The following is a 19,552-nucleotide window of genomic DNA, read 5'->3' as shown; positions in this document are numbered from 1 at the left end:
AGCGACTACCATTCCGGCTGTCCCAGTTCTGGAGGAGTGCCTTATGCCGGTGGTTCTGGTCGCCAATCCCAAGGGCGGGGTCGGCAAGTCGACGATCGCGACGAACGTCGCGGGCTATTTCGCAAGCCGCGGCCATGCCGTGATGCTGGGCGACGTGGACCGCCAGCAGTCCTCCCGGCTGTGGCTGGGCCTGCGCCCGCCCCAGGCCCGCCCCATCGCCACCTGGGAAGCCACCGGAGACAGCACGGTGGTGAGGCCGCCGCGCGGCACCACGCACGCGGTGCTGGACACACCGGCCGGGCTGCACGGCTGGCGATTCAAGGAAGTGCTGGCGCTGGCCGACCGCGTGATCGTGCCGCTGCAGCCGAGCATCTTCGACATCTACGCGACGCGCGACTTTCTCGACCGCCTCAAGGAACAGCGCCGCGCCGAAAAGACGCAGATCGGCCTCGTCGGCATGCGGGTGAACGCCCGCACGCTGGCCGCGGACCGGCTGCACGAGTTCATCGAGGGACTCGGCGTGCCGGTGATCGGCGAGCTGCGCGACACCCAGAACTACGTTCAGCTCGCAGCGCGCGGGCTCACGGTGTTCGACATCGCGCCGGGCCGCGTGCAGCGCGACCTGGCGCAATGGCAGCCGATCTGCGAATGGCTCGACGCCTGAAGGCGCCTCCCGGTTTTCCCTGAGCCCAATTGTCGCGAGCCCGACAGCCCGCCGCCCGCCCTTGGCACCAGAATGCCCCGCATGACCAAAAAGACATTCCAGACTCTTCAGGATCTTTCCGCCTGCGTTGGCCAGGAAGTCGCAGTGAGCGACTGGATCACCATCACGCAGGAACAGGTCAACCAGTTCGCCGAGGCGACGGGCGACCACCAGTGGATCCATGTCGACGTGGAACGGGCCAAGGCCGGCCCCTTCGGCGCGCCGATCGCGCACGGTTTTCTCACGCTGTCGCTGCTGCCGCGATTCTTCGAGACGGCCATCGACGTGGTGGAGTCGCGCATGGGCGTGAACTACGGCATGAACCGGGTGCGCTTCATGTCGCCGGTGCCGGTGGGCAAGCGGCTGCGGGCGCGCATGAAGCTGCTGAGCTCGGAGCCCATTGCCGACGATGGTTTCCAGATGACCTGGGAAACCACCATCGAACTCGAAGGCGCGGCCAAGCCGGCCTGCGTGGCGGAGTCGGTCGCGCGGCGCTACCGCTGACCTTCTCCGGTTTTTCTTACATCCGGCGGTCGGTCACTTCGCCGTAGGTGGCGGCGCCCTGGCGCGTGATGCTCAGCGCGCTCTGGCGTACGGCGCCGCGGTCGGTGCTGCCGTCGCGGGCCTGGAGTGCGCCGGTGCCGCCATTCGTGACCCTGAACGGCTGGCGCGCGTCGGCCTGCACCTGTGCGCGCGACATCGTCGACTGGAAGGGGGCGGGCGGCAGCGGGTTCTGTTCACCCTGGAAGGCTTGGGCGCTGCCGGCGAAAGCCAGCGTGGCGAAGACGGCAAGGGCGATCGGCTTGGTGTTCATTGCAAGACTCCTCTGTTACGGGTTGATGGATCGGATGCCGAACGCTTTGCGGCCGGCATGCTTTCCATACGGCCGTCATGCCCGATCGGATGCGCTTCCGCCTTGCCTGAAGCCCGCGACTTTGTTTCTTTGTGTCACCCGAAGCCGTTTTGCCGCCAGGCTTCGAACACGGTGACGGCCACCGCGTTCGAAAGATTCAGGCTGCGCTGCCCCTCGCGCATCGGCAGCCGCAGCCGCTGGGCCTCGGCGAAGCCGTCGCGCACGGCGGGCGGCAAGCCGCTGGTTTCCGAGCCGAAGACCAGCCAGTCGCCGGGCTGGAAGCGCACGTCGTGCACGGCCCGCGTGCCGCGGGTGGTGAGGGCGAACATCCGGCCGGCCGGCGGCAGTTCGGTGGCGAGCAGGGCCTGCCAGTCGGCGTGGCGCTTGACTTCGGCGTACTCGTGATAGTCGAGCCCGGCGCGGCGCAGCAGGCGGTCGTCCATCGAAAAGCCGAGCGGCTCGACCAGGTGCAGCGTGCAGCCGGTGTTGGCGGCAAGCCGGATGACGTTGCCGGTGTTCGGCGGAATCTCGGGGTGGACCAGGACGACATGGAACATGCGCCGATTGTCGGCGCCCCAGGCGCGGAGCTCAGCGCGGCGGGTCGGTGCGGGCCAGCACCACCGCCGTGATGTGGGCCGCGCCGGCCAGCCGCAGCGCTTCTGCAGCCGTGAACAGCGACGCGCCGCTGGTCATCACGTCGTCGACCAGCACGATGCGCCGGCCCCTGGCTCTTTCCGCGCGCAGCGGCTCCACGGCGAAGGCGCCGCGCAGGTTGAGCAGGCGCTCGGCGCGCGCGAGACCGCTCTGGGCCGGCGTCTCGCGGGTGCGCAGCAGCAGGCTCGCGTCGGTCTTGCCTGCGCACAGGCGCCGCGCGAGTTCATGTGCCTGGTTGAAACCGCGCTCGCGCAACCGGCCGGGCGCCAGCGGCATCGGCAGCACCAGGTCGCATTGCTCCAGCGCGGGCTCGACCCATGGCGCGCTGCGCATCAGCGTGGCGAACGGGGCGGCCCAGCCGGCCTCGCCGCGGAACTTGAAGGCGGCGATGGCATCCGGCCACGGCCAGGCGTAGGTGCAGGCGGCAAGGCAGGCATCGAGCGGCGGCGGATGCGCAACGCAGTCGCCGCAGCGGGTCACGCCCTCGGGCAACGGCAGTGCGCAGCCGCCGCAGCGCGCCGCGGGCGGGGCGAAGCGGGCCACGCAGGCGTCGCACACCGGGCGCGACGGCCATGCGCGGCAGACCGCGCACTGGCTCGGCAGCCGCCCGAGCAGGGCAGTGAAAGGACGGAAAGGCCTCAGGGCGTGCTGGCTGGACATCGCTCAATATACTCACTGCCCCATGGCCACCGACCCCTCACGACGACCGCCGACCATCGATGCCACGGCGGCAGCCCGCTGGCGTCGCCTTGCGCCTGCCGACGGCTCCCCCTGGCTTCACGAGGAAATCGGCCGCCGCATGGAAGACCGGCTGCAATGGATCAAGGCCCAGCCCCGCACCTGGGCCGACTGGGCACCGCTGCGCGGCGGCCTCGAGGCCCACGAGCTGGTCGCCCGCCGCTACAAGGACGCCGCCTCCTTCGTCATCGAACCCGAGCCCGCGCTCGCGGCCGTCACCGGCCAGGCGCTGGCCGCGCCATGGTGGAGCGCGCGCCGCTGGCAGGCCGGCAAGGCACGTTTCGACGCGCCGCCCGAAGACGGCGTCGACCTGCTCTGGGCCAACATGTCGCTGCACATGGCGGCCGACCCGGAGGCACTCATCGCGCATTGGCACAAGCTGGTCGCCACCGACGGCTTCCTGATGTTCTCGTGCCTCGGCCCCGACACCGTGCGCGAACTGCGCGCGCTGCATGCCCGCCTCGGCTGGCCGGCCGCGGGCCACGAGTACACCGACATGCACGACTGGGGCGACATGCTGGTCCACGCCGGCTTCGCCGAACCCGTGATGGACATGGAGCGCATCGTGCTGACCTGGGCCACGCCCGAGGCGGCGCTGGCCGAGCTGCGCACGCTGGGCCGCAACCTGCACCCGGCGCGCTTTCCGGCGCTGCGCGGCAAGGCCTGGCACCAGTCGCTGAAGAAGGCGCTGCCCGAGCTGGCGCCTGCCGAAGAGGGTGGCGGGCGCATCGCGCTGACCTTCGAGGTCATCTACGGCCATGCGTTCAAGCCCGCGCCGCGCGTGTCGCTGTCGGCCGAAAGCGCGGTGTCGCTGCGCGAGATGCGATCGATGCTGCAACGGGGTCGCCCGGGCGCCTGATCGCCGGCCGGCCGGTGGCCGGAACGCCTGGCGCAGAGGCCGCTTCTTGCCTACTAGTAGTGACCCGTAGGCGTCCCACAGGGCACTCTGGCGCAGGTATCTACCCGCTACAATCCGCCGTTGCGTGGAACTCGCGGGTATTGTCCCGCGATCGAGGGGTGTCGGATCCTGTTTGTACGAGGGGGTACCAGGGGTCGGGCGACCGTCGACGCACCGATTTGCTGAACTCGCCCGTGTCGAATTCCGTGTTTCGATTTGCCACCGTTTCAGGCCAGAGCATCCAATGGTTCCTGAAGCGGAACTGCTCGGTGACGCCGAGCCAGCTGGGCTGGCTCTACGCTTCGCTGTGCGTGGTATCGCTCGGCATCGGCACCCTGTTCTGGCTGCACGGTGCGCCGCTGGTTCTGCCTTTCGCCTGGCTCGAACTGGCCGCTGTCGGATTCGCGTTCATGGTCTACGCGCGGCACGCGACCGATGGCGAAAAGATCGCGCTGCAGGAGGGACGCCTCGTCGTCGAGCTCGAGAACGGCGGGCACTACGAGCGCACGGAATTTCTTCCGCACCAGGTGCGGGTCGAACCCCAGGCCGGCGATCGCTCGCTGATCGAGGTCTCGGGGCAGGGTCGATCGGTCAGGGTGGGGCGCTATGTACGCCCGGAGTTGCGTGCGGCGTTGGCCCGCGAGATTCGCATGGCGTTGCGTGGCGCCTGAGGGGGCTCGCGCAATGCTGCACGGTTGGGTTTGTCGAAAAATTGAAGAAACGTGAACACGATGAAGAGCATTTGGCGCAATAAGTACAGGCCGGCGAATCTGTTGCTGGCGGCCGGCGCGGCTTTCAGCAGCGCGGCGCACGCAATCAACGATCTGCCCGGCGGCCCCTCGGTGCGCCAGTTGAATCTTCCGGTCGGCGTGACCAAGATCGCGCAGGAGCAGCATCTGCTCCACACGATCATGATGATCCTCTGCACGGTCATCTTCGTGGGCGTGTTCGCGGTCATGTTCTATTCCATCTGGAAGCACCGCAAGTCGGTGGGCCACAAGGCCGCCAACTTCCATGAGTCGGTGGTGGTCGAGGTCATCTGGACCATCGTGCCCTTCCTCATCGTGATCGTCATGGCGCTGCCCGCCACCAAGGTGCTGGTGGCCCAGAAGGACACCACCAACGCCGACCTCACGATCAAGACCACGGGCTACCAGTGGAAGTGGGGCTACGACTACCTGAACGGCGAAGGCGAGGGCCTGGCCTTCATCTCCACGCTCGACAGCTCGCAGCGCGCCATGTCCGACGCCGGCGCCAAGGGCGCGATGCCCGACGACTACCTGCTGAAGGTCGACTACCCGCTGGTGGTGCCCGTCAACAAGAAGATCCGCATCATCACCACCGCCAACGACGTGATCCACGCCTTCGCGGTGCCGCAGCTGGGCCTCAAGCAGGACGCCATTCCGGGCTTCGTGCGCGACACCTGGTTCCGCGCCGAGACCATCGGCACCTACTACGGCCAGTGCCAGGAACTGTGCGGCAAGGAACACGCCTTCATGCCGATCCAGGTGAAGGTGGTCTCGGCCGCCGACTACACCGCCTGGGTGGCCGACCAGCGCAAGATCGCCGCCGCCAAGCTCGACGACCCGACCAAGGTCTGGACGCTGCCCGACATGATGGTTCGCGGCGAGAAGGTCTACGCCGCCAACTGCGCCGCCTGCCACCAGGCCAACGGCAAGGGCGCGGGCCCGATCAAGGCGCTCGACGGCGACCCGAAGGTGCTCGACGCCGACCACACGGTGCAACTGCACGTGCTGCTCAACGGCCAGAACAACGGCGCCATGCCGTCCTGGAAGCAGCTGAGCGACACCGACCTCGCGGCCGTGGCCACGTACACCAAGAACAGCTGGTCGAACAAGACGGGCCAGCTGGTGCAGCCGGCCGAAGTGCTCGCCCTGCGCGGCAAGTGATGCGACAGCGTCCCGCGACGAAGAAATTGCAAGGAACAACGAAATGAGTGCAGTCCTCGACCCCCACGGTCACGCAGTCCCCGGCGGCCACGCACACGACGAGCATCACGACCACCACGCGCCCACCGGCTGGCGCCGCTGGGTGTTCGCGACCAACCACAAGGACATCGGCACGCTCTACCTGCTGTTCAGCTTCACGATGCTGATGGTGGGCGGCGTGCTCGCGCTGCTGATCCGCGCCGAGCTGTTCCAGCCCGGCCTGCAGCTGGTGAACCCCGAGCTGTTTAACCAGTTCACCACCATGCACGGCCTGATCATGGTGTTCGGCGCCATCATGCCGGCCTTCGTGGGCTTCGCGAACTGGATGATCCCGCTGCAGGTGGGCGCCTCCGACATGGCCTTCGCGCGCATGAACAACTTCAGCTTCTGGCTGCTGATCCCGGCGGCGCTGATGCTGGTGGGTTCGTTCTTCATGCCAGGCGGCGCACCCGCCGCGGGCTGGACGCTCTACGCGCCGCTCACGCTGCAGATGGGCCCCTCGATGGACGCCGGCATTTTCGCGATGCACATCATGGGCGCCTCGTCGATCATGGGTTCGATCAACATCATCGTCACCATCCTCAACATGCGCGCCCCCGGCATGACGCTGATGAAGATGCCGATGTTCTGCTGGACCTGGCTCATCACCGCCTACCTGCTGATCGCCGTGATGCCCGTGCTCGCCGGCGCCATCACGATGACGCTGACCGACCGCCACTTCGGCACCAGCTTCTTCAACCCCGCCGGCGGCGGCGACCCGGTGATGTACCAGCACATCTTCTGGTTCTTCGGCCACCCCGAGGTCTACATCATGATCCTGCCGGCCTTCGGCATCATCAGCCAGGTGGTGCCGGCATTCGCCCGCAAGAAGCTCTTCGGCTACGCCTCGATGGTGTATGCCACCTCGTCGATCGCCATCCTGTCGTTCATCGTGTGGGCACACCACATGTTCACGACCGGCATGCCGCTGACCGGCCAGCTGTTCTTCATGTACGCGACCATGCTGATCGCGGTGCCCACGGCCGTGAAGATCTTCAACTGGATCGCCACCATGTGGCAGGGCTCGATGACCTTCGAGACGCCCATGCTGTTCGCGGTCGGTTTCATCTTCGTGTTCACCATGGGCGGCTTCACCGGCCTGATCCTGGCCGTCGCACCCATCGACACGCAGCTGCAAGATACCTACTACGTGGTGGCCCACTTCCACTACGTGCTGGTGGCCGGCTCGCTGTTCGCCATGTTCTCGGGCTTCTACTACTGGGTGCCCAAGTGGACCGGCGTCATGTACAACGAGACGCGCGGCAAGGTGCACTTCTGGTGGTCGCTGATCTCGTTCAACGTGACCTTCTTCCCGATGCACTTCCTGGGCCTGGCCGGCATGCCGCGACGCTACGCCGACTACCCGATGCAGTTCGCCGACTTCAACGCGGTGGCTTCGGTCGGTGCGTTCTTCTTCGGCTTCGCGCAGGTGTACTTCTTCCTGTTCGTCGTGTTCCCGACCATGCGCGGCAAGGGCGAGAAGGCTGCGCAGAAGCCTTGGGAAGGCGCGGAGGGCCTCGAGTGGGAAGTCCCGTCGCCGGCACCGTTCCACACCTTCGAGAACCCGCCCAAGCTCGACGCGACCGCCACCAAGGTGATCGGTTGACCGGCTTCGCAGCAGCAACAGCCAGCACGCGATGACACCCGAGCAGAAACGCAACAACCGGCGCATGGGGCTCACGCTGGCCTCCATCGCCGTGGTGTTCTTCATCGGCTTCATCGTGCGCATGGTCTGGTTCGGCGCGCGCTGAGCCGCCGGCCACCGAACGGGAGCACCAGCATGAGCATCGGTCAACGCATCCGCCGCGCCAACGTCCGCATGGTCGGCAAGCTGGCCGTCGTGGCCTGCGGCATGTTCGCCTTCGGCTATGCGCTGGTGCCGATGTACCGCGCCATCTGCGAGATGACCGGCATCAACATCCTCGCGCTCTCCGAGCTGGAGGTGCCCGGCGGTGCCAGCGGCGGCAAGAAGGTGCGCGTGCCCGACAACACGCAGGTCGACATGACCCGCACCATCACGGTCGAGTTCGATTCCAACGTGCGCGGCGGTCTCTGGGACTTCAAGCCCGCGGAGCGGACCATCCAGGTGCATCCCGGCCAGCTCAACACGGTGATGTACGAGTTCCAGAACGTGCAGAACCGCCGCATGGCCGCGCAGGCCATCCCGAGCTACGCGCCGCAGCAGGCGGCGCCCTACTTCAACAAGCTCGAGTGCTTCTGCTTCAACCAGTACACGCTCGATCCGGGCGAGAAGAAGCAGTGGCCGGTCGCCTTCGTGATCGACCCCAAGATTTCCAAGGACGTGAAGACCATCACGCTGTCGTACACCTTCTTCGAGGTGGGCGGCAAGACGCCCGCGGCACCGGTCGCCGCCGTTTCGAATGCCCCGAATGAGCCGCGCTCGTGAGCACGCCGCCCGAACGGCCGAATGCTTCGAAGGCTTCGCTGTGGGACACGGTGAAGGCCGTGGGGTGGTCGTTCTTCGGCGTTCGCAAGAACAGCGCCTACCAGGAAGACCTGCGCAAGCTGAACCCGTTGCACATCATTGCGGTGGCGTTCGTGGCCGTGATCGTCTTCGTGGTCGCCCTGGTGCTGCTGGTGCGCCACGTGGCCGCGGCCTGAACGAGCAGAATCCATTGAATCGAGAGAAGAAAGAAAGCCAGGAGCAGCTGATATGAGTTCAACCACCCACGGCGCCACGCCCTACTACTTCGTGCCCGGACCGTCGTCCTATCCGGTCTCGGCCGCGATCGGTTTGTTCTTCGTGATCCTGGGCGCCGCGCAGTGGATCAACGGCCATGCGTGGGGCGCCTGGTCGCTGCTGGCGGGCATGCTGGTCTGGCTGGGCACGCTGTTCGTCTGGTTCCGCGCCGCCATCGGCGAGAGCGAGAGCGGGCAGTACGGCCACAAGGTGGACCTGTCGTTCCGCTGGAGCATGAGCTGGTTCATCTTCTCCGAAGTGATGTTCTTCGGCGCCTTCTTCACCGCGCTGTGGTGGGCCCGCACCCATGCGCTGCCGACGCTCGGCAGCCTGGACAACGCGATCCTCTGGCCCGACTTCAAGGCCGTGTGGCCCAGCATGGCCGCCGGCGCCACCGGCTCGCCGGCCGGCATCGTCGAGCCCTTCCAGACCGTCGGCCCGTTCTGGCTGCCCACGATCAACACCGCGCTGCTGCTGAGCTCGGGCGTGACCCTCACCATCGCCCACCATGCGCTGCGCGCCGGACATCGCGCGCAGACCATCCGCTTCATGTGGATGACCGTGCTGCTCGGCCTGATCTTCCTGGGCGTGCAGGGCTACGAGTACCACCACCTGTACACCGAGCTGAACCTCAAGCTCAGCTCCGGCACCTACGGTTCGACCTTCTTCATGCTGACCGGCTTCCACGGCCTGCACGTGTTCATCGGCATGCTGATGCTGCTGTTCATCACGCTGCGGCTGCAGAAGGGGCACTTCACGCCGGAGCGCCACTTCGGCTTCGAAGGCGCGGCCTGGTATTGGCACTTCGTGGACGTGGTCTGGCTCGGTCTCTACATGCTGGTCTACTGGCTTTGAGCGAAGCACCTCGCGGCATTCCACAAAAAAGGCGCCGGAAGGCGCCTTTTTCATGGTTCTCGTGGAACGAGCACCACCTGCTACTTGCCGAGCGGGAGCCCGGTGGGCTGGATGTAGCCGAGTTTCCAGGCGAGCAGCATGCAGAGGAACAAAAATACCGAGAGCCCGATCCGAAAGGTGAGGGCGCGCGCCATGCCGCCGCTCTTGGCGCGCCCGTTGCGCCCGTCCTTCAGCATGAAGAACAGGGCAAACGCGAGGCTCGCGAAGATGCCCACGAACACCAGGGCGACGAAATATTTCATGACCCGCATTATCGGCCGCACGCCCCGCTTCCTCCAGTGACTCCCCAACCCCTGTATTCCGAAGACCGGCGGCGCCCCGGTCGTTTCTGGCTGGTCACCGTCGCCGCCGTGCTGACGCTGGCGGCCACCGTTTCGCTGGGCCGCTGGCAGCTCTCGCGCGCCGCGCAGAAAGAGGCGCTCCAGGCCAGCATCGAGGCCCAGAAGCAGAAGCCGCCGCTCACCCAGGCCGAGTTCCTGGCGCTGCAGCAGCCTTCCGACGAACTGCATCGCCCCGTGCGCCTGCGCGGCCTCTGGCTCACACCGCAGACCGTGTACCTCGACAACCGCCAGATGCATGGCGTGCCCGGCTTCTACGTGCTGACGCCGTTCGCGCTCGAGGGCACCGAGCAGACGGTGATGGTCCAGCGCGGCTGGGTGCAGCGCAATTTCGTCGATCGCACGAAGCTGGGCGCTGTCGACACGCCGGCCGGCATCGTCGAGGTGACGGGCCTGCTCGAGCCGCCCCCGAGCCACCTGCTGGAGCTGGGCACGCCCGACCCCGCGCCCGCCGCACCGGCAGCGGCGCCCGCAACGGCAGCGGCACCGGAAGCCCCCGCGCCGGCCGCGCCCGCCGCGCCGACACCGGCCGTCGAAGGGTATTCGCCCATCCGGCAAAATCTCGACCTGGAGGCCTTCCGCGCCGAGACCAAGATGCCGCTGCGTACCGACGTGTCGCTGCAGCAGACCGGGCCGGCCTCCGAGGGCTTGCAGCGAGACTGGCCGGCCCCGGCGCTGGGCCTCGAGAGGCACTACGGTTACGCATTCCAGTGGTTCGGCCTGTCGGCCCTCGTCGTCATCCTCTATGTCTGGTTCCAATTCATCACACCCTTCCGCCGCGCGAGACGCCGCGCACGCGATGGCCGCTTCTGACGAGCCGCTGGGCCTGACGGTCCATTCGATGCCGTCGCCGAACCAGGCGCTCGACGGCGCCGAGGGCCGGCGCACGGTCGTCGGGCGCTGGAAGATGATCGCTGTGATGCTGATGTGCGCGGCGCCGGTCATCGCCTCGTACTTCACCTACTACGTGATCCGGCCGGAGGGGCGCAGCGTCTACGGCGAGCTGATCGACCCGCAGCGCGAGCTGCCGAAGTTCATCGCCACCGATCGCAACGGCGCACCGGTCGACCTGGCCACCCTCAAGGGCCAGTGGCTGCTGGTCGCGGTGGCCGACGCCGCCTGCGATGCGCTGTGCGAGCAGCAGCTCTACCTGCAGCGGCAACTGCGCGAAAGCCTGGGCCGCGAAAAAGACCGCATGGACCGCGTCTGGCTGGTCAGCGACGCCGCGCCCGTGCCCGAGCGGCTGAACAACGGCCTGCACGGCGCGACCGTGCTGCGTGTGCCGGCCGACGAACTGGCTAGGTGGCTGGTGCCCGTGTCGGGCCACACGCTGGCCGAACACCTCTACGTGGTCGACCCGATGGGCCACTGGATGATGCGTTTCCCGGCGCGCATGGACGCCGCTGGCGCCAGCCGCGCCAAGCGCGACCTCGACCGCCTGCTGCGCGCCTCGGCGTCGTGGGACAAGCCGGACCGCTGACAGGCCGGAAGCAAGACAGGCAAGCAGCACAGCATGGACACGACGAGCTCGCTCTACGACCTCACGCCGATCGCGTGGCTCATGGCCGCGGGCGTGCTGATCGCGCTCGGCCCGCTGCTCTGGGTCTGGCGGCGCAACGCGGGCGCAGGCCCGGCGCGCCGGCTGCATGCACTGACCGTTCTCACGCTGTTCCTGACTTTCGACCTGACCCTGTTCGGCGCCTTCACCCGTCTCACCGATTCGGGCTTGGGCTGCCCCGACTGGCCCGGCTGCTACGGCAACGCCAGTCCGCACGGTGCACGCCACGAGATCGCGATGGCGCAGAGTGCGCAGCCGACCGGTCCGGTCACGCATGGCAAGGCCTGGGTCGAGATGGTTCACCGCTACCTGGCAACGGGCGTCGGCGTGCTGATCCTCACGCTCGCAGGCGCGACCTGGATCGTGCGCCGCCGCCAGCGCCGCGCGCCACAGCCGTCGTCATCTTCCGAGGACGGCGATCACCACGCCACGCTCAGCGCCTGGTGGCCGGCCTTCACCCTGGTGTGGGTCTGCCTGCAGGGCGCCTTCGGCGCGCTCACCGTCACCTGGAAGCTGTTCCCCGCGATCGTCACGCTGCATCTGCTGGGCGCCGTGGTGCTGCTTGCGCTGCTCTGCATCCAGGCCGTGCATTACCGGCAGGCGGCCGCGCGCCGGCTGCCGACGCCGGTGTCGCCGGCGCTGCGCAACGGGCTCATCGCGACCACCGTGCTGCTGGTGCTGCAGATCGCGCTCGGCGGCTGGGTCAGCACCAACTATGCGGTGCTCGCATGCACGCAGTTCCCGACCTGCCAGGACAGCTGGTGGCCGCCGATGAATTTCGCGCAGGGCTTCGAGATCTGGCGTCACCTCGGCGTGACCGGCGAAGGCCAGCCGCTCGACTTTTCAGCGCTCACCGCCATCCACTATGCGCACCGGCTGATGGCGTACGCCGTGTTCGCCGCGCTCGGCGTGCTGGCATGGCGCCTGCGCCGCATCGACACGCTGAAACCGCAAGCGCGCTGGCTGGCGGGTCTTGCGTTGCTGCAACTGGCCACGGGCCTGGGCAACGTGCTGCTCGGCTGGCCGCTGGCGGCGGCCGTGCTGCACACCGGAGGCGCCGCGGCGCTGGCCGTGGTGCTGACGTGGGCCCTGTGCGAGAGCCGGCGCGCCGTGCCCGAGGCACGCGTGGCGCGCGCCAGTGACAATGCAACCGGTCGCGACAACAACAACCAGAGGAAGGCCGCCGCGTGAGTACCCCGATTTCCGTTCAGCAGAGCAGCACCGCCAACGTGCTGCGCCAGTTCTACGCGCTGACCAAGCCGCGCGTGGTTCAGCTGATCGTGTTCTGCGCCCTCATCGGCATGGTGCTGGCCGTGCCCGGCATGCCGTCGTGGGCCGACGTGCAGCGCGGCGCGCTGGCCTGCATCGGCATCTGGCTGGTGGCTGGGGCGGCGGCGGCTTTCAACTGCCTGGTCGAGAAGGGCATCGATGCCAAGATGAAGCGCACCGCGTGGCGGCCCACCGCGCGCGGCCAGCTCAGCGACCTGCAGGCGCTGGTCTTCTCGGCGGTGCTGTGCGCCGTGGGTTCGGCGCTGCTGTGGTTCACGGTCAATCCGCTGACCATGTGGCTGACCTTTGCCACCTTCGTCGGCTACGCGGTGATCTACACCGTGATCCTCAAGCCGCTGACGCCGCAGAACATCGTGATCGGCGGTGCATCGGGCGCCATGCCGCCCGTGCTGGGCTGGGCCGCGATGACGGGCGACGTGGGCCCGGAGGCGCTGATCCTTTTCCTCATCATCTTCCTGTGGACGCCGCCGCACTTCTGGGCGCTGGCGCTCTACCGCGTCGAGGACTACCGCAAGGCGGGCCTGCCGATGCTGCCCGTCACGCACGGCAACGAGTTCACGCGGCTGCAGGTGCTGCTGTATACCTTCATCCTGTTCGCGGCCTGCCTGATGCCCTTCATCTACGGCATGAGCGGCTGGCTGTACCTGGCGGTGGCCGTGGCGGTGAGCATCGGCTTCACCGGCTATGCGTTCGCGCTGTGGCGCAACTACTCCGACACCCTGGCGCGAAAGACCTTCCGCTTCTCGCTGATCCACCTGAGCGTGCTGTTCCTGGCGCTGCTCGTCGATCACTACATCCATTGAACACGTCTTTTCCATGAACAAGCGGAACGCTCTCAGATTGATCGCCGGAAGCGCCGGCTGGGTGGGCGTTGCCGCGACCCTGGGCCTGGGGCTTTCCGCCTGCAGCGAACAGAAGCAGAGCTTCAATGCGGTGGACATCACCGGTGCCGACTACGCGAAAGACTTCTCGCTGAAAGATGTCGACGGCAAGGTCCGCACCATGGCCGACTTCAAGGGCAAGGTGGTCGTGATGTTCTTCGGCTACGCGCAGTGCCCCGACGTCTGCCCGACCACCATGACCGAGATGGCGCAGGTCAAGCAGCAGCTCGGCAAGGACGGCGACAAGCTGCAGGTGCTGTTCGTCACCGTCGATCCGGCGCGCGACACGGCGGAGGTGCTCAAGGCCTACATGGGCGCGTTCGACCCGAGCTTCGTGGCGCTGATCCCGACCGCCGACGAACTGGCCGCGCTCGCGAAGGACTACAAGGTCTACTACAAGAAGGTCGAGGGCAAGACGCCGACCAGCTATTCGATGGACCACTCGGCCGCCAGCTACGTGTACGACACCCAGGGTCGCCTGCGGCTCTACGCACGCTATGGCGCGGGCGTGCCGGCCATGGTGTCGGACCTGAAGACCCTGCTCGCTTCCTGAGCGGGGCCGGCGAATGGATGCCATGGGCTCGGTCGAGCACTTGAAGGCGCGCAAGGGCGCCTTCCGGATCGCGCTGATTCCGCCGGAGGTGCTGAGCGCGCTCAACGACGGGCTGCTCGAGACCGTCAACCTCAACGAATTCATGGCGCTGGAGTTGCCGCAACTGGCACGCAGCGTGGCAGGGCACATCGGGCTCGACGGGCAGAGCGAGCGGCTGGCCGATACGCTCGCGATGCTGGCGGCGTTCAAGCCGATGCAGCGGCACGGGCACATCGCCCGCGCGCTCTACGACCTCGCGGCGCTGCACGCCGAGCGCGACGTCGTCGCCCACCGGCTGGCCACGCACGCGAGCGACGTGGCACGCTGCTGGGCCGCGCAGTGGGTCACGCTCTCGGGCCTGCCGCTGCCGCAGCAACTGGAGGCCGTGCGCCGCTTTGCCGCCGATCCGCACTTCGGCGTGCGCGAGATCGCATGGATGGCGGTGCGCGACGCGGTCATCGCCTCGCTCGACGAAGCACTCGCGCTGCTGCAGCCCTGGGTGTTCGATGCCGACCCCAACATCCGCCGTTTTGCCAGCGAACTCACGCGGCCGCGCGGCGTGTGGTGCGCGCAGATCGAGGCGCTCAAGACCGAGCCCTGGCTCGCGCTGCCGCTGCTGGAGCCGCTGCGCGCCGATCCGAGCCGCTACGTGCAGAACTCGGTGGCCAACTGGCTCAACGATGCGAGCAAGAGCCAGGGCGAATGGGTCGACCGGCTCTGCGCGCGGTGGCTGGCCGAATCGGACACGCCCGAGACCCGCTACATCGCCAAACGGGCGATGCGTACGCTCTCCAAATGAAAAAAGCCCGGGTGACCGAGCTTTTTTCATTCTGGGAAGAGAGGAGGCTTACGCGTAGTCCGCGAGGGCCTTCTTCATCTTCTTCATGGCAGCGACTTCGATCTGGCGAATGCGCTCGGCGCTCACGCCATACACGTCCGCCAGGTCGTGCAGCGTCATGCCGCCCGAGCCGTCGTCGTTCACCTTGAGCCAGCGCTCCTCGACGATGCGGCGGCTGCGGTCGTCCAGCGCTTCGAGCGCCGTGGCGATGCCGTCGCTCGAAAGGCGGTCGCGCTGCTGCGATTCGAGCAGGGCGGTCGGCTCCTGGGTGGCGTCGGCCAGGTAGGCGATGGGCCCGAAGGCTTCTTCGCCGTCGTCCGACGGGCCCGGGTCGAGCATGACGTCGCCGCCCGACAGGCGGGTTTCCATCTCGAGCACTTCTTCAGGCTTGACGTTGAGCCGGGTCGCCATCTGCGACACCTCGTCGGGGCTCAGCGTGTCGCGGTGCGTGCCGTTGTCGGCCGCGGCCGAGTCGGCCTTGAAGCCTTGCTTCATCGAGCGCAGGTTGAAGAACAGCTTGCGCTGGGCCTTGGTCGTCGCGACCTTGACCATGCGCCAGTTCTTCAGGATGTACTCGTGGATTTCGGCCTTGATCCAGTGCATGGCGTAGCTCACGAGCCGCACGCCCTGGTCGGGGTCGAAACGCTTCACGGCCTTCATCAGGCCGACGTTGCCTTCCTGGATCAGGTCGCCGTGCGGCAGCCCGTAGCCCAGGTATTGGCGGGAGATGGAGACCACGAGGCGCAGGTGCGACAGCACGAGCGCGCCGGCGGATTCGAGGTCATTGTGGTCGCGCAACTTGCGAGCGAAGCCTTGCTCTTCTTCGAGCGTGAGCAGCGGCAGGCGGTTGGCGGCCGAAATGTAAGCATCCAGGTTGCCCAGCGGGGGAACCATCGACCAGGGGTTGGCGACGGCCAGCTGGTTGGCAGAGACTCCGGACAGGGTTGTCATCAGGGGAAACTCCTTTGTGTTGGCCATATTAGCACTCGGTTAGAGGGAGTGCTAAACCAAGGGTTCCCTTGAGTTTCTATCGCGCCGATAGCCCCAGGCTACCAGCGTATGCCTAGCTTGAGAAAGAGCTTCGACAGAACGAACAGCGGGCCGACCCAGAGGTATTGGATGTCTTCGAAGAACGAAGGTTTCTTGCCTTCCAGCTTGTGGCCCACGAACTGAAAGATCCAGGCCACTACAAAGATAGCGGCCGAAATCGGCAATACAAGGCCGCCCATCGCATGGACCAGCGCCAGGGCAATGGCGGTCAGCACGGCCATGGCCAGCAGGAAGGCGGGCGCCCGCAGCAGGGCGTAGTACACGAGGCTGGCCGCCACGAACACGTACGCCACCCATGGGTGAATGGCGAACAGCAGCCCGACGATGCTCAGCATGATAGCCGGGATGGCCACGAAATGGATCAGTTCGTTGGTCGGGTTCCGGTGGCTCTCCTCGTAGTGGGCGAGCAGCCGGTCGACCGTGCGATCGCTCGACTCGAGCGGGGCGGCGGCGGTGTGCGTCATGGCGTGTCTCCGTGGGCGCCGTTCGATGCGGCGGAACTTCGATGGTGCACACGGAAAAGCCCGATGGCAAGAGCGCTTCCGATGCGTATTTGCTATCAAAAAAGTAGCTTGAAAGCATTACAGGTGCACGCACAGAATGACTTTGGGCACTTTCATCGCGCCGTCGCGCCGCTAAGATCAAGCGCGTGGCTTCCCTCGACACCTCATCCACGCCCCCGCATCCGGCCGCCGAGGCCGGCACGCCCGCCGCCAACCCCGCACCCACCGCGATCCTCGTCGTGGACGACCACGACCTGCTGCGCCTCGGCGTCTGCGCGTTGGTTCAGGCGCAGGCGGCGTCCTCCGGCGCAAGCATCGAGGTTTTCGAGGCCGGCAACGTGGCCGACGCGCTGGTGCTCTACGAAAACCACCGGGCGTCCATCGGCCTCGTGCTGCTCGACCTGGCGCTGCCCGACACGCGCGGCCTGAGCGGCCTGGCCGACTTCCGCCAGCGCTTTCCCGACGCGCGCATCGTGGTGCTCTCGGGCACCGGAAACAGCACGCTGGCGCAGGGCGTGCTGGCGCTGGGTGCGGCAGCCTTTTTGCCCAAGTCGGCCGACCTGAAGGAAGTGGTGAGCTTCATCCGCGCCTGCGGCCTGCTCGACCCCTCGGCGCCCGGCGCCGCCGAACCCCCGCCGCCGGCCTTTTCCAGGCCGCTCGCCGGCCATGCCGAATTCCCCCATGCCAGCGCCTGGCAGGAGCTCACGCCGCGCCAGATGCAGGTGCTGCAATGGGTGCTCGAAGGCAAGGCGAACAAGGAAATCGCGCAGCTTGCGAACCTGAGCGAAGGCACCGTGAAGAACCACGTCTCGACCATCCTGCTGCTGTTCGGCATGCGATCGCGTGCCCAGCTGATCAGCACCCTGCACTGATTTGAGCGCACCGACCGTGGCGCCGAGCGAGCCGTCCGCCGACTACATGCTCGGCCAGCGGGTGCTGCGCGAGAGCATCGCCTCGGTCTACAGCACCTACATCGTCTCGACGCTGACGCACATGGCGTTCGTGCTGGTGTTCGGCGCCATCATCTATTCGCAGCTGAAAGACCCGAGCCTGCTGTTCTGGCTCGCCGCGCTGTTGATCGCCGACATCTACGTGCTCTTCACGCCGCGCTGGACGCCCGAGCGGCCGGCGCGCGAAAGCGCCTACTGGGCGCGCAAGATCTCGCGCATGGTCACGCTGGTGAGCATGGTCACCGCCGTGGTGCCCTGGCTCATCGTGCCGCACGAAAACCTGCCCATGACGTCGCTGCTGATGGCCGTGATCGTCGGCAGCTGCGCTCGCGCGGCCCAGTCGCTCTGGCCGCTGAAGCCGGCGCTGTTCGGCTACACGATGCCGATGTCGCTGGGCATGATCACCGCGCTCGCCTGGCAGGGCGACGGCCTGCACCTCTTCCTGGCGGCGGCTGGCGCCGCCTACCTGCTCCTGACGCTGCATGCGGGCGTCGGCCAGCACAAGCTGCTCACCGAGTCGCTCCTGCTGCGCTTCGAGAACGAGGCGCTTGCCGCACGGCTCGGCGAGCAGATTGCCGCCACCGAACGCGCCAGCGAAGAAAAGACGCGTTTTCTCGGCGCCGCCAGCCACGACCTGCGCCAGCCGCTGCACGCCATCGCGCTGTTCGGCGCCGCGCTGGAAAACGAACTGCGCGACCGCCCGGAGCGCCGCAATGCCGAGCGCCTGATGCGCGCGGTGAATGCGCTGGGCGCATCGCTCGACACCATGCTCGACGTCTCGCGGCTCGACGCGGGCGTGGTCACGCCGGCGCCGCAGCCGGTGCAGCTCGACGCGCTGTTCCTGCCGCTCAACCACACCTTCGCGGCCCGGGCCGAACACAAGCAACTGCAACTGCGCGTGCTCGCCAGCGGCCTGTGGGTGCACAGCGATCCGCAACTGCTGCACCGCATGCTGTCCAACCTGATGGACAACGCGCTGAAATACACGGCACGCGGCGGCGTGACCGTGACGGCGCGCGACCGCGGCGAAACCGTGTGGATCGAGGTGCGCGACAGCGGCATCGGCATCGCGCCCGAACAGTCGAGCCGGATCTTCGAGGAGTTCTATCAGATCAACAATCCTGGCCGCGACCGTTCGCGCGGGCTGGGCATCGGGCTGTCGATCGTGCAGCGGCTGTCGCGGCTGCTCGGCCATCCGGTGCAGATGCATTCGCGGCCGGGGCGCGGCACATTTTTCCGCGTGGTGGTGCCCGCGGTGAAGGCGCCGGCACGGTCGGCGGCCGCATCGGCGTCCGTCGCGGGGGCCGCATCGGCGCTGCGTGGCGGCAACCCCGAGTCCGCGTTGCCCGGGCGCGTGCTGCTGCTCGACGACGAACTGGAAATCCGCGAGGCCATGGTGGGGCTGCTGCGCTCCCATGCCGTCGATGCGCATGCCGTCGACAGCGAGGAAGCCGCGGCCGAGGCATTGAAGCAGGCCGCCGCCGAAGGGCGTCCCTTCGATCTGCTGCTGTGCGACTACCGGCTGGCCGACGGCGCAGACGGGCTCGACGCCGGCTTGCGCCTGAGCCAGGCCGCGAACCAGGGCACGACGGCCACGCCGCTGCTGCTCATCACCGGCGAAACCTCGCCGGACCGGTTGAAGCGCGTGCGCGAATCGCGCGTGCCGGTGCTGTTCAAGCCGGTGGCCGCCGAATCGCTGCTGCGCGCGATGGCAGAGCTCGGGGCGGCCCGGTAGCCGATCCGATTTTTGAGCCTATTGGTATTAATTGAGTACCAATGGCATCTGTAGCCGACAGATGAAATGACTTTCGGCACTGGCGAATACCGTGGTTGCGCCTTACCTTAGCGGGGCACTGGCGACTCGGACACCCCGTCCGAGTCCTCCTGCCAGAGCGCTCACAACACATGGATTCCGGAGGTTTTTCCCCAATGAAGTTCAGACTCGCGGCGGTAGCCGCAGCAGTCGCGGCGACGCTTGCCCTGGCGGCTTGCGGTGGCGGCGGCAACGATGGCAACAGCTTTGCGCCCATCGGCGTGCTCCCGTCCCCGCCTCCCGCTCCCGCTCCGCCGCCCGCGGAGCCCCCCGCGCCAGCCCCTGCGCC

At 67.4% G+C, this 19,552-nt stretch carries 24 protein-coding genes; 18 read left to right on the top strand and 6 right to left on the bottom strand.

The features are described from left to right. Nucleotides 1-43 precede the first annotated feature (43 nt). Complete coding sequence (locus tag AC1RVW_RS27275; RefSeq protein WP_081269936.1) at nt 44-664, top strand: nucleotide-binding protein; 621 nt, start codon at nt 44-46, stop codon at nt 662-664. A gap of 72 nt (nt 665-736) precedes the next feature. After that, nucleotides 737-1,207: a MaoC family dehydratase gene (locus AC1RVW_RS27270; protein ID WP_081269935.1), complete on the top strand. Its 471-nt coding sequence runs from the start codon at nt 737-739 to the stop codon at nt 1,205-1,207. A gap of 16 nt (nt 1,208-1,223) precedes the next feature. Here the strand turns inward: AC1RVW_RS27270 and AC1RVW_RS27265 are convergent, their stop codons facing one another. The 3 genes from AC1RVW_RS27265 to AC1RVW_RS27255 all read right to left on the bottom strand — a co-directional run bounded on the left by AC1RVW_RS27265 (nt 1,224) and on the right by AC1RVW_RS27255 (nt 2,870). Beyond that, complete coding sequence (locus AC1RVW_RS27265) at nt 1,224-1,517, bottom strand: DUF4148 domain-containing protein (protein WP_081269934.1); 294 nt, start codon at nt 1,515-1,517, stop codon at nt 1,224-1,226. A gap of 134 nt (nt 1,518-1,651) precedes the next feature. Next, nucleotides 1,652-2,113 carry a tRNA (uridine(34)/cytosine(34)/5-carboxymethylaminomethyluridine(34)-2'-O)-methyltransferase TrmL gene (gene trmL / locus AC1RVW_RS27260; RefSeq protein ID WP_493203678.1) on the bottom strand — a complete coding sequence of 154 codons (462 nt, stop codon included), beginning with the start codon at nt 2,111-2,113 and terminating at the stop codon, nt 1,652-1,654. A 31-nt stretch (nt 2,114-2,144) separates the two neighbouring features. After that, nucleotides 2,145-2,870, bottom strand: a complete 726-nt coding sequence (locus AC1RVW_RS27255) for a phosphoribosyltransferase family protein (RefSeq protein ID WP_493203677.1) — start codon at nt 2,868-2,870, stop codon at nt 2,145-2,147. Between the two features lie 22 nt (nt 2,871-2,892). On the opposite strand from AC1RVW_RS27255, the gene AC1RVW_RS27250 reads away from it, so the two are divergent. The 8 genes from AC1RVW_RS27250 (at nt 2,893) to AC1RVW_RS27215 (ending at nt 9,390) form a co-directional block, all read left to right on the top strand. After that, nucleotides 2,893-3,807, top strand: a complete 915-nt coding sequence (locus tag AC1RVW_RS27250; protein ID WP_493203676.1) for a class I SAM-dependent methyltransferase — start codon at nt 2,893-2,895, stop codon at nt 3,805-3,807. 233 nt (nt 3,808-4,040) lie between these two features. After that, on the top strand, nt 4,041-4,517 hold the full coding sequence (locus AC1RVW_RS27245) for a DUF2244 domain-containing protein (protein ID WP_493203675.1): 477 nt from the start codon (nt 4,041-4,043) through the stop codon (nt 4,515-4,517). Nucleotides 4,518-4,577: 60 nt separating this feature from the next. Continuing rightward, nucleotides 4,578-5,756, top strand: a complete 1,179-nt coding sequence (gene coxB, locus AC1RVW_RS27240) for a cytochrome c oxidase subunit II (RefSeq protein ID WP_081269929.1) — start codon at nt 4,578-4,580, stop codon at nt 5,754-5,756. Nucleotides 5,757-5,799: 43 nt separating this feature from the next. Further along, nucleotides 5,800-7,440 (top strand): cytochrome c oxidase subunit I, encoded by a 1,641-nt coding sequence (ctaD, locus tag AC1RVW_RS27235; RefSeq protein WP_106936886.1) that lies wholly within the window; start codon nt 5,800-5,802, stop codon nt 7,438-7,440. A gap of 31 nt (nt 7,441-7,471) precedes the next feature. Continuing rightward, nucleotides 7,472-7,585 carry a cytochrome oxidase small assembly protein gene (locus tag AC1RVW_RS27230; protein ID WP_216639236.1) on the top strand — a complete coding sequence of 38 codons (114 nt, stop codon included), beginning with the start codon at nt 7,472-7,474 and terminating at the stop codon, nt 7,583-7,585. 29 nt (nt 7,586-7,614) lie between these two features. Continuing rightward, complete coding sequence (locus AC1RVW_RS27225; RefSeq protein ID WP_106936887.1) at nt 7,615-8,241, top strand: cytochrome c oxidase assembly protein; 627 nt, start codon at nt 7,615-7,617, stop codon at nt 8,239-8,241. Next, nucleotides 8,238-8,456 carry a DUF2970 domain-containing protein gene (locus tag AC1RVW_RS27220; RefSeq protein WP_106936888.1) on the top strand — a complete coding sequence of 73 codons (219 nt, stop codon included), beginning with the start codon at nt 8,238-8,240 and terminating at the stop codon, nt 8,454-8,456. Before AC1RVW_RS27225 ends, AC1RVW_RS27220 begins: the two co-directional genes overlap by 4 nt. A 52-nt stretch (nt 8,457-8,508) precedes the next feature. Further along, on the top strand, nt 8,509-9,390 hold the full coding sequence (locus AC1RVW_RS27215) for a cytochrome c oxidase subunit 3 (RefSeq protein ID WP_081269925.1): 882 nt from the start codon (nt 8,509-8,511) through the stop codon (nt 9,388-9,390). Between the two features lie 80 nt (nt 9,391-9,470). On the opposite strand, the gene AC1RVW_RS27210 is transcribed toward AC1RVW_RS27215, so the two are convergent. Beyond that, entirely contained in the window at nt 9,471-9,701 is a 231-nt protein-coding gene (locus AC1RVW_RS27210) for a twin transmembrane helix small protein (RefSeq protein ID WP_081269924.1), read from the bottom strand. A gap of 27 nt (nt 9,702-9,728) precedes the next feature. On the opposite strand from AC1RVW_RS27210, the gene AC1RVW_RS27205 reads away from it, so the two are divergent. The 6 genes from AC1RVW_RS27205 to AC1RVW_RS27180 are packed head-to-tail and all read left to right on the top strand — an operon-like array spanning nt 9,729 to nt 14,908. Further along, nucleotides 9,729-10,601, top strand: coding sequence for an SURF1 family protein (locus tag AC1RVW_RS27205; RefSeq protein WP_493203674.1), 873 nt, complete (start codon nt 9,729-9,731; stop codon nt 10,599-10,601). Further along, on the top strand, nt 10,588-11,268 hold the full coding sequence (locus AC1RVW_RS27200; protein ID WP_081269922.1) for a redox-active disulfide-containing membrane protein: 681 nt from the start codon (nt 10,588-10,590) through the stop codon (nt 11,266-11,268). Before AC1RVW_RS27205 ends, AC1RVW_RS27200 begins: the two co-directional genes overlap by 14 nt. Before the next feature lie 33 nt (nt 11,269-11,301). Beyond that, nucleotides 11,302-12,537: a COX15/CtaA family protein gene (locus AC1RVW_RS27195; RefSeq protein ID WP_106936890.1), complete on the top strand. Its 1,236-nt coding sequence runs from the start codon at nt 11,302-11,304 to the stop codon at nt 12,535-12,537. Next, nucleotides 12,534-13,439 carry a heme o synthase gene (gene cyoE, locus AC1RVW_RS27190; protein WP_081269920.1) on the top strand — a complete coding sequence of 302 codons (906 nt, stop codon included), beginning with the start codon at nt 12,534-12,536 and terminating at the stop codon, nt 13,437-13,439. Before AC1RVW_RS27195 ends, cyoE begins: the two co-directional genes overlap by 4 nt. A 13-nt stretch (nt 13,440-13,452) precedes the next feature. Next, nucleotides 13,453-14,070: an SCO family protein gene (locus AC1RVW_RS27185; protein ID WP_493203673.1), complete on the top strand. Its 618-nt coding sequence runs from the start codon at nt 13,453-13,455 to the stop codon at nt 14,068-14,070. 13 nt (nt 14,071-14,083) lie between these two features. Next, nucleotides 14,084-14,908: a DNA alkylation repair protein gene (locus AC1RVW_RS27180; protein ID WP_106936892.1), complete on the top strand. Its 825-nt coding sequence runs from the start codon at nt 14,084-14,086 to the stop codon at nt 14,906-14,908. Between the two features lie 48 nt (nt 14,909-14,956). On the opposite strand, the gene rpoH is transcribed toward AC1RVW_RS27180, so the two are convergent. Continuing rightward, entirely contained in the window at nt 14,957-15,898 is a 942-nt protein-coding gene (rpoH, locus tag AC1RVW_RS27175; protein WP_081269917.1) for an RNA polymerase sigma factor RpoH, read from the bottom strand. A gap of 98 nt (nt 15,899-15,996) precedes the next feature. Continuing rightward, nucleotides 15,997-16,461: an Mpo1 family 2-hydroxy fatty acid dioxygenase gene (locus tag AC1RVW_RS27170; protein WP_493203672.1), complete on the bottom strand. Its 465-nt coding sequence runs from the start codon at nt 16,459-16,461 to the stop codon at nt 15,997-15,999. A 185-nt stretch (nt 16,462-16,646) separates the two neighbouring features. Here AC1RVW_RS27170 and AC1RVW_RS27165 point away from each other — a divergent pair, with 185 nt between their 5' ends. Continuing rightward, entirely contained in the window at nt 16,647-17,372 is a 726-nt protein-coding gene (locus tag AC1RVW_RS27165) for a response regulator transcription factor (RefSeq protein ID WP_285412981.1), read from the top strand. Between the two features lie 46 nt (nt 17,373-17,418). Then, nucleotides 17,419-19,185, top strand: coding sequence for an ATP-binding response regulator (locus AC1RVW_RS27160; RefSeq protein WP_493203683.1), 1,767 nt, complete (start codon nt 17,419-17,421; stop codon nt 19,183-19,185). Nucleotides 19,186-19,552 lie beyond the last annotated feature (367 nt).

This window comes from Variovorax sp. MPBD4-3, assembly GCF_058809745.1.
The sequence above is the reverse complement of the archived record's forward strand: the minus strand, read 5'-3'. Positions and strand labels throughout refer to the sequence as shown.

Bases quoted from the DNA above. Each gene is read 5' to 3' on its own strand.
- AC1RVW_RS27180 (WP_106936892.1), top strand. From the start codon at position 14,084: ATGGATGCCATGGGCTCGGTCGAGCACTTGAAGGCGCGCAAGGGCGCC.
- AC1RVW_RS27230 (WP_216639236.1), top strand. From the start codon at position 7,472: ATGACACCCGAGCAGAAACGCAACAACCGGCGCATGGGGCTCACGCTG.
- trmL (WP_493203678.1), bottom strand. From the start codon at position 2,113: ATGTTCCATGTCGTCCTGGTCCACCCCGAGATTCCGCCGAACACCGGC.
- AC1RVW_RS27160 (WP_493203683.1), top strand. From the start codon at position 17,419: ATGCTCGGCCAGCGGGTGCTGCGCGAGAGCATCGCCTCGGTCTACAGC.
- ctaD (WP_106936886.1), top strand. From the start codon at position 5,800: ATGAGTGCAGTCCTCGACCCCCACGGTCACGCAGTCCCCGGCGGCCAC.
- AC1RVW_RS27215 (WP_081269925.1), top strand. From the start codon at position 8,509: ATGAGTTCAACCACCCACGGCGCCACGCCCTACTACTTCGTGCCCGGA.
- AC1RVW_RS27270 (WP_081269935.1), top strand. From the start codon at position 737: ATGCCCCGCATGACCAAAAAGACATTCCAGACTCTTCAGGATCTTTCC.
- rpoH (WP_081269917.1), bottom strand. From the start codon at position 15,898: ATGACAACCCTGTCCGGAGTCTCTGCCAACCAGCTGGCCGTCGCCAAC.
- AC1RVW_RS27225 (WP_106936887.1), top strand. From the start codon at position 7,615: ATGAGCATCGGTCAACGCATCCGCCGCGCCAACGTCCGCATGGTCGGC.
- AC1RVW_RS27250 (WP_493203676.1), top strand. From the start codon at position 2,893: ATGGCCACCGACCCCTCACGACGACCGCCGACCATCGATGCCACGGCG.
- AC1RVW_RS27185 (WP_493203673.1), top strand. From the start codon at position 13,453: ATGAACAAGCGGAACGCTCTCAGATTGATCGCCGGAAGCGCCGGCTGG.
- coxB (WP_081269929.1), top strand. From the start codon at position 4,578: ATGAAGAGCATTTGGCGCAATAAGTACAGGCCGGCGAATCTGTTGCTG.
- AC1RVW_RS27265 (WP_081269934.1), bottom strand. From the start codon at position 1,517: ATGAACACCAAGCCGATCGCCCTTGCCGTCTTCGCCACGCTGGCTTTC.
- AC1RVW_RS27275 (WP_081269936.1), top strand. From the start codon at position 44: ATGCCGGTGGTTCTGGTCGCCAATCCCAAGGGCGGGGTCGGCAAGTCG.
- AC1RVW_RS27195 (WP_106936890.1), top strand. From the start codon at position 11,302: ATGGACACGACGAGCTCGCTCTACGACCTCACGCCGATCGCGTGGCTC.
- AC1RVW_RS27255 (WP_493203677.1), bottom strand. From the start codon at position 2,870: ATGTCCAGCCAGCACGCCCTGAGGCCTTTCCGTCCTTTCACTGCCCTG.
- AC1RVW_RS27170 (WP_493203672.1), bottom strand. From the start codon at position 16,461: ATGACGCACACCGCCGCCGCCCCGCTCGAGTCGAGCGATCGCACGGTC.
- AC1RVW_RS27210 (WP_081269924.1), bottom strand. From the start codon at position 9,701: ATGCGGGTCATGAAATATTTCGTCGCCCTGGTGTTCGTGGGCATCTTC.
- AC1RVW_RS27200 (WP_081269922.1), top strand. From the start codon at position 10,588: ATGGCCGCTTCTGACGAGCCGCTGGGCCTGACGGTCCATTCGATGCCG.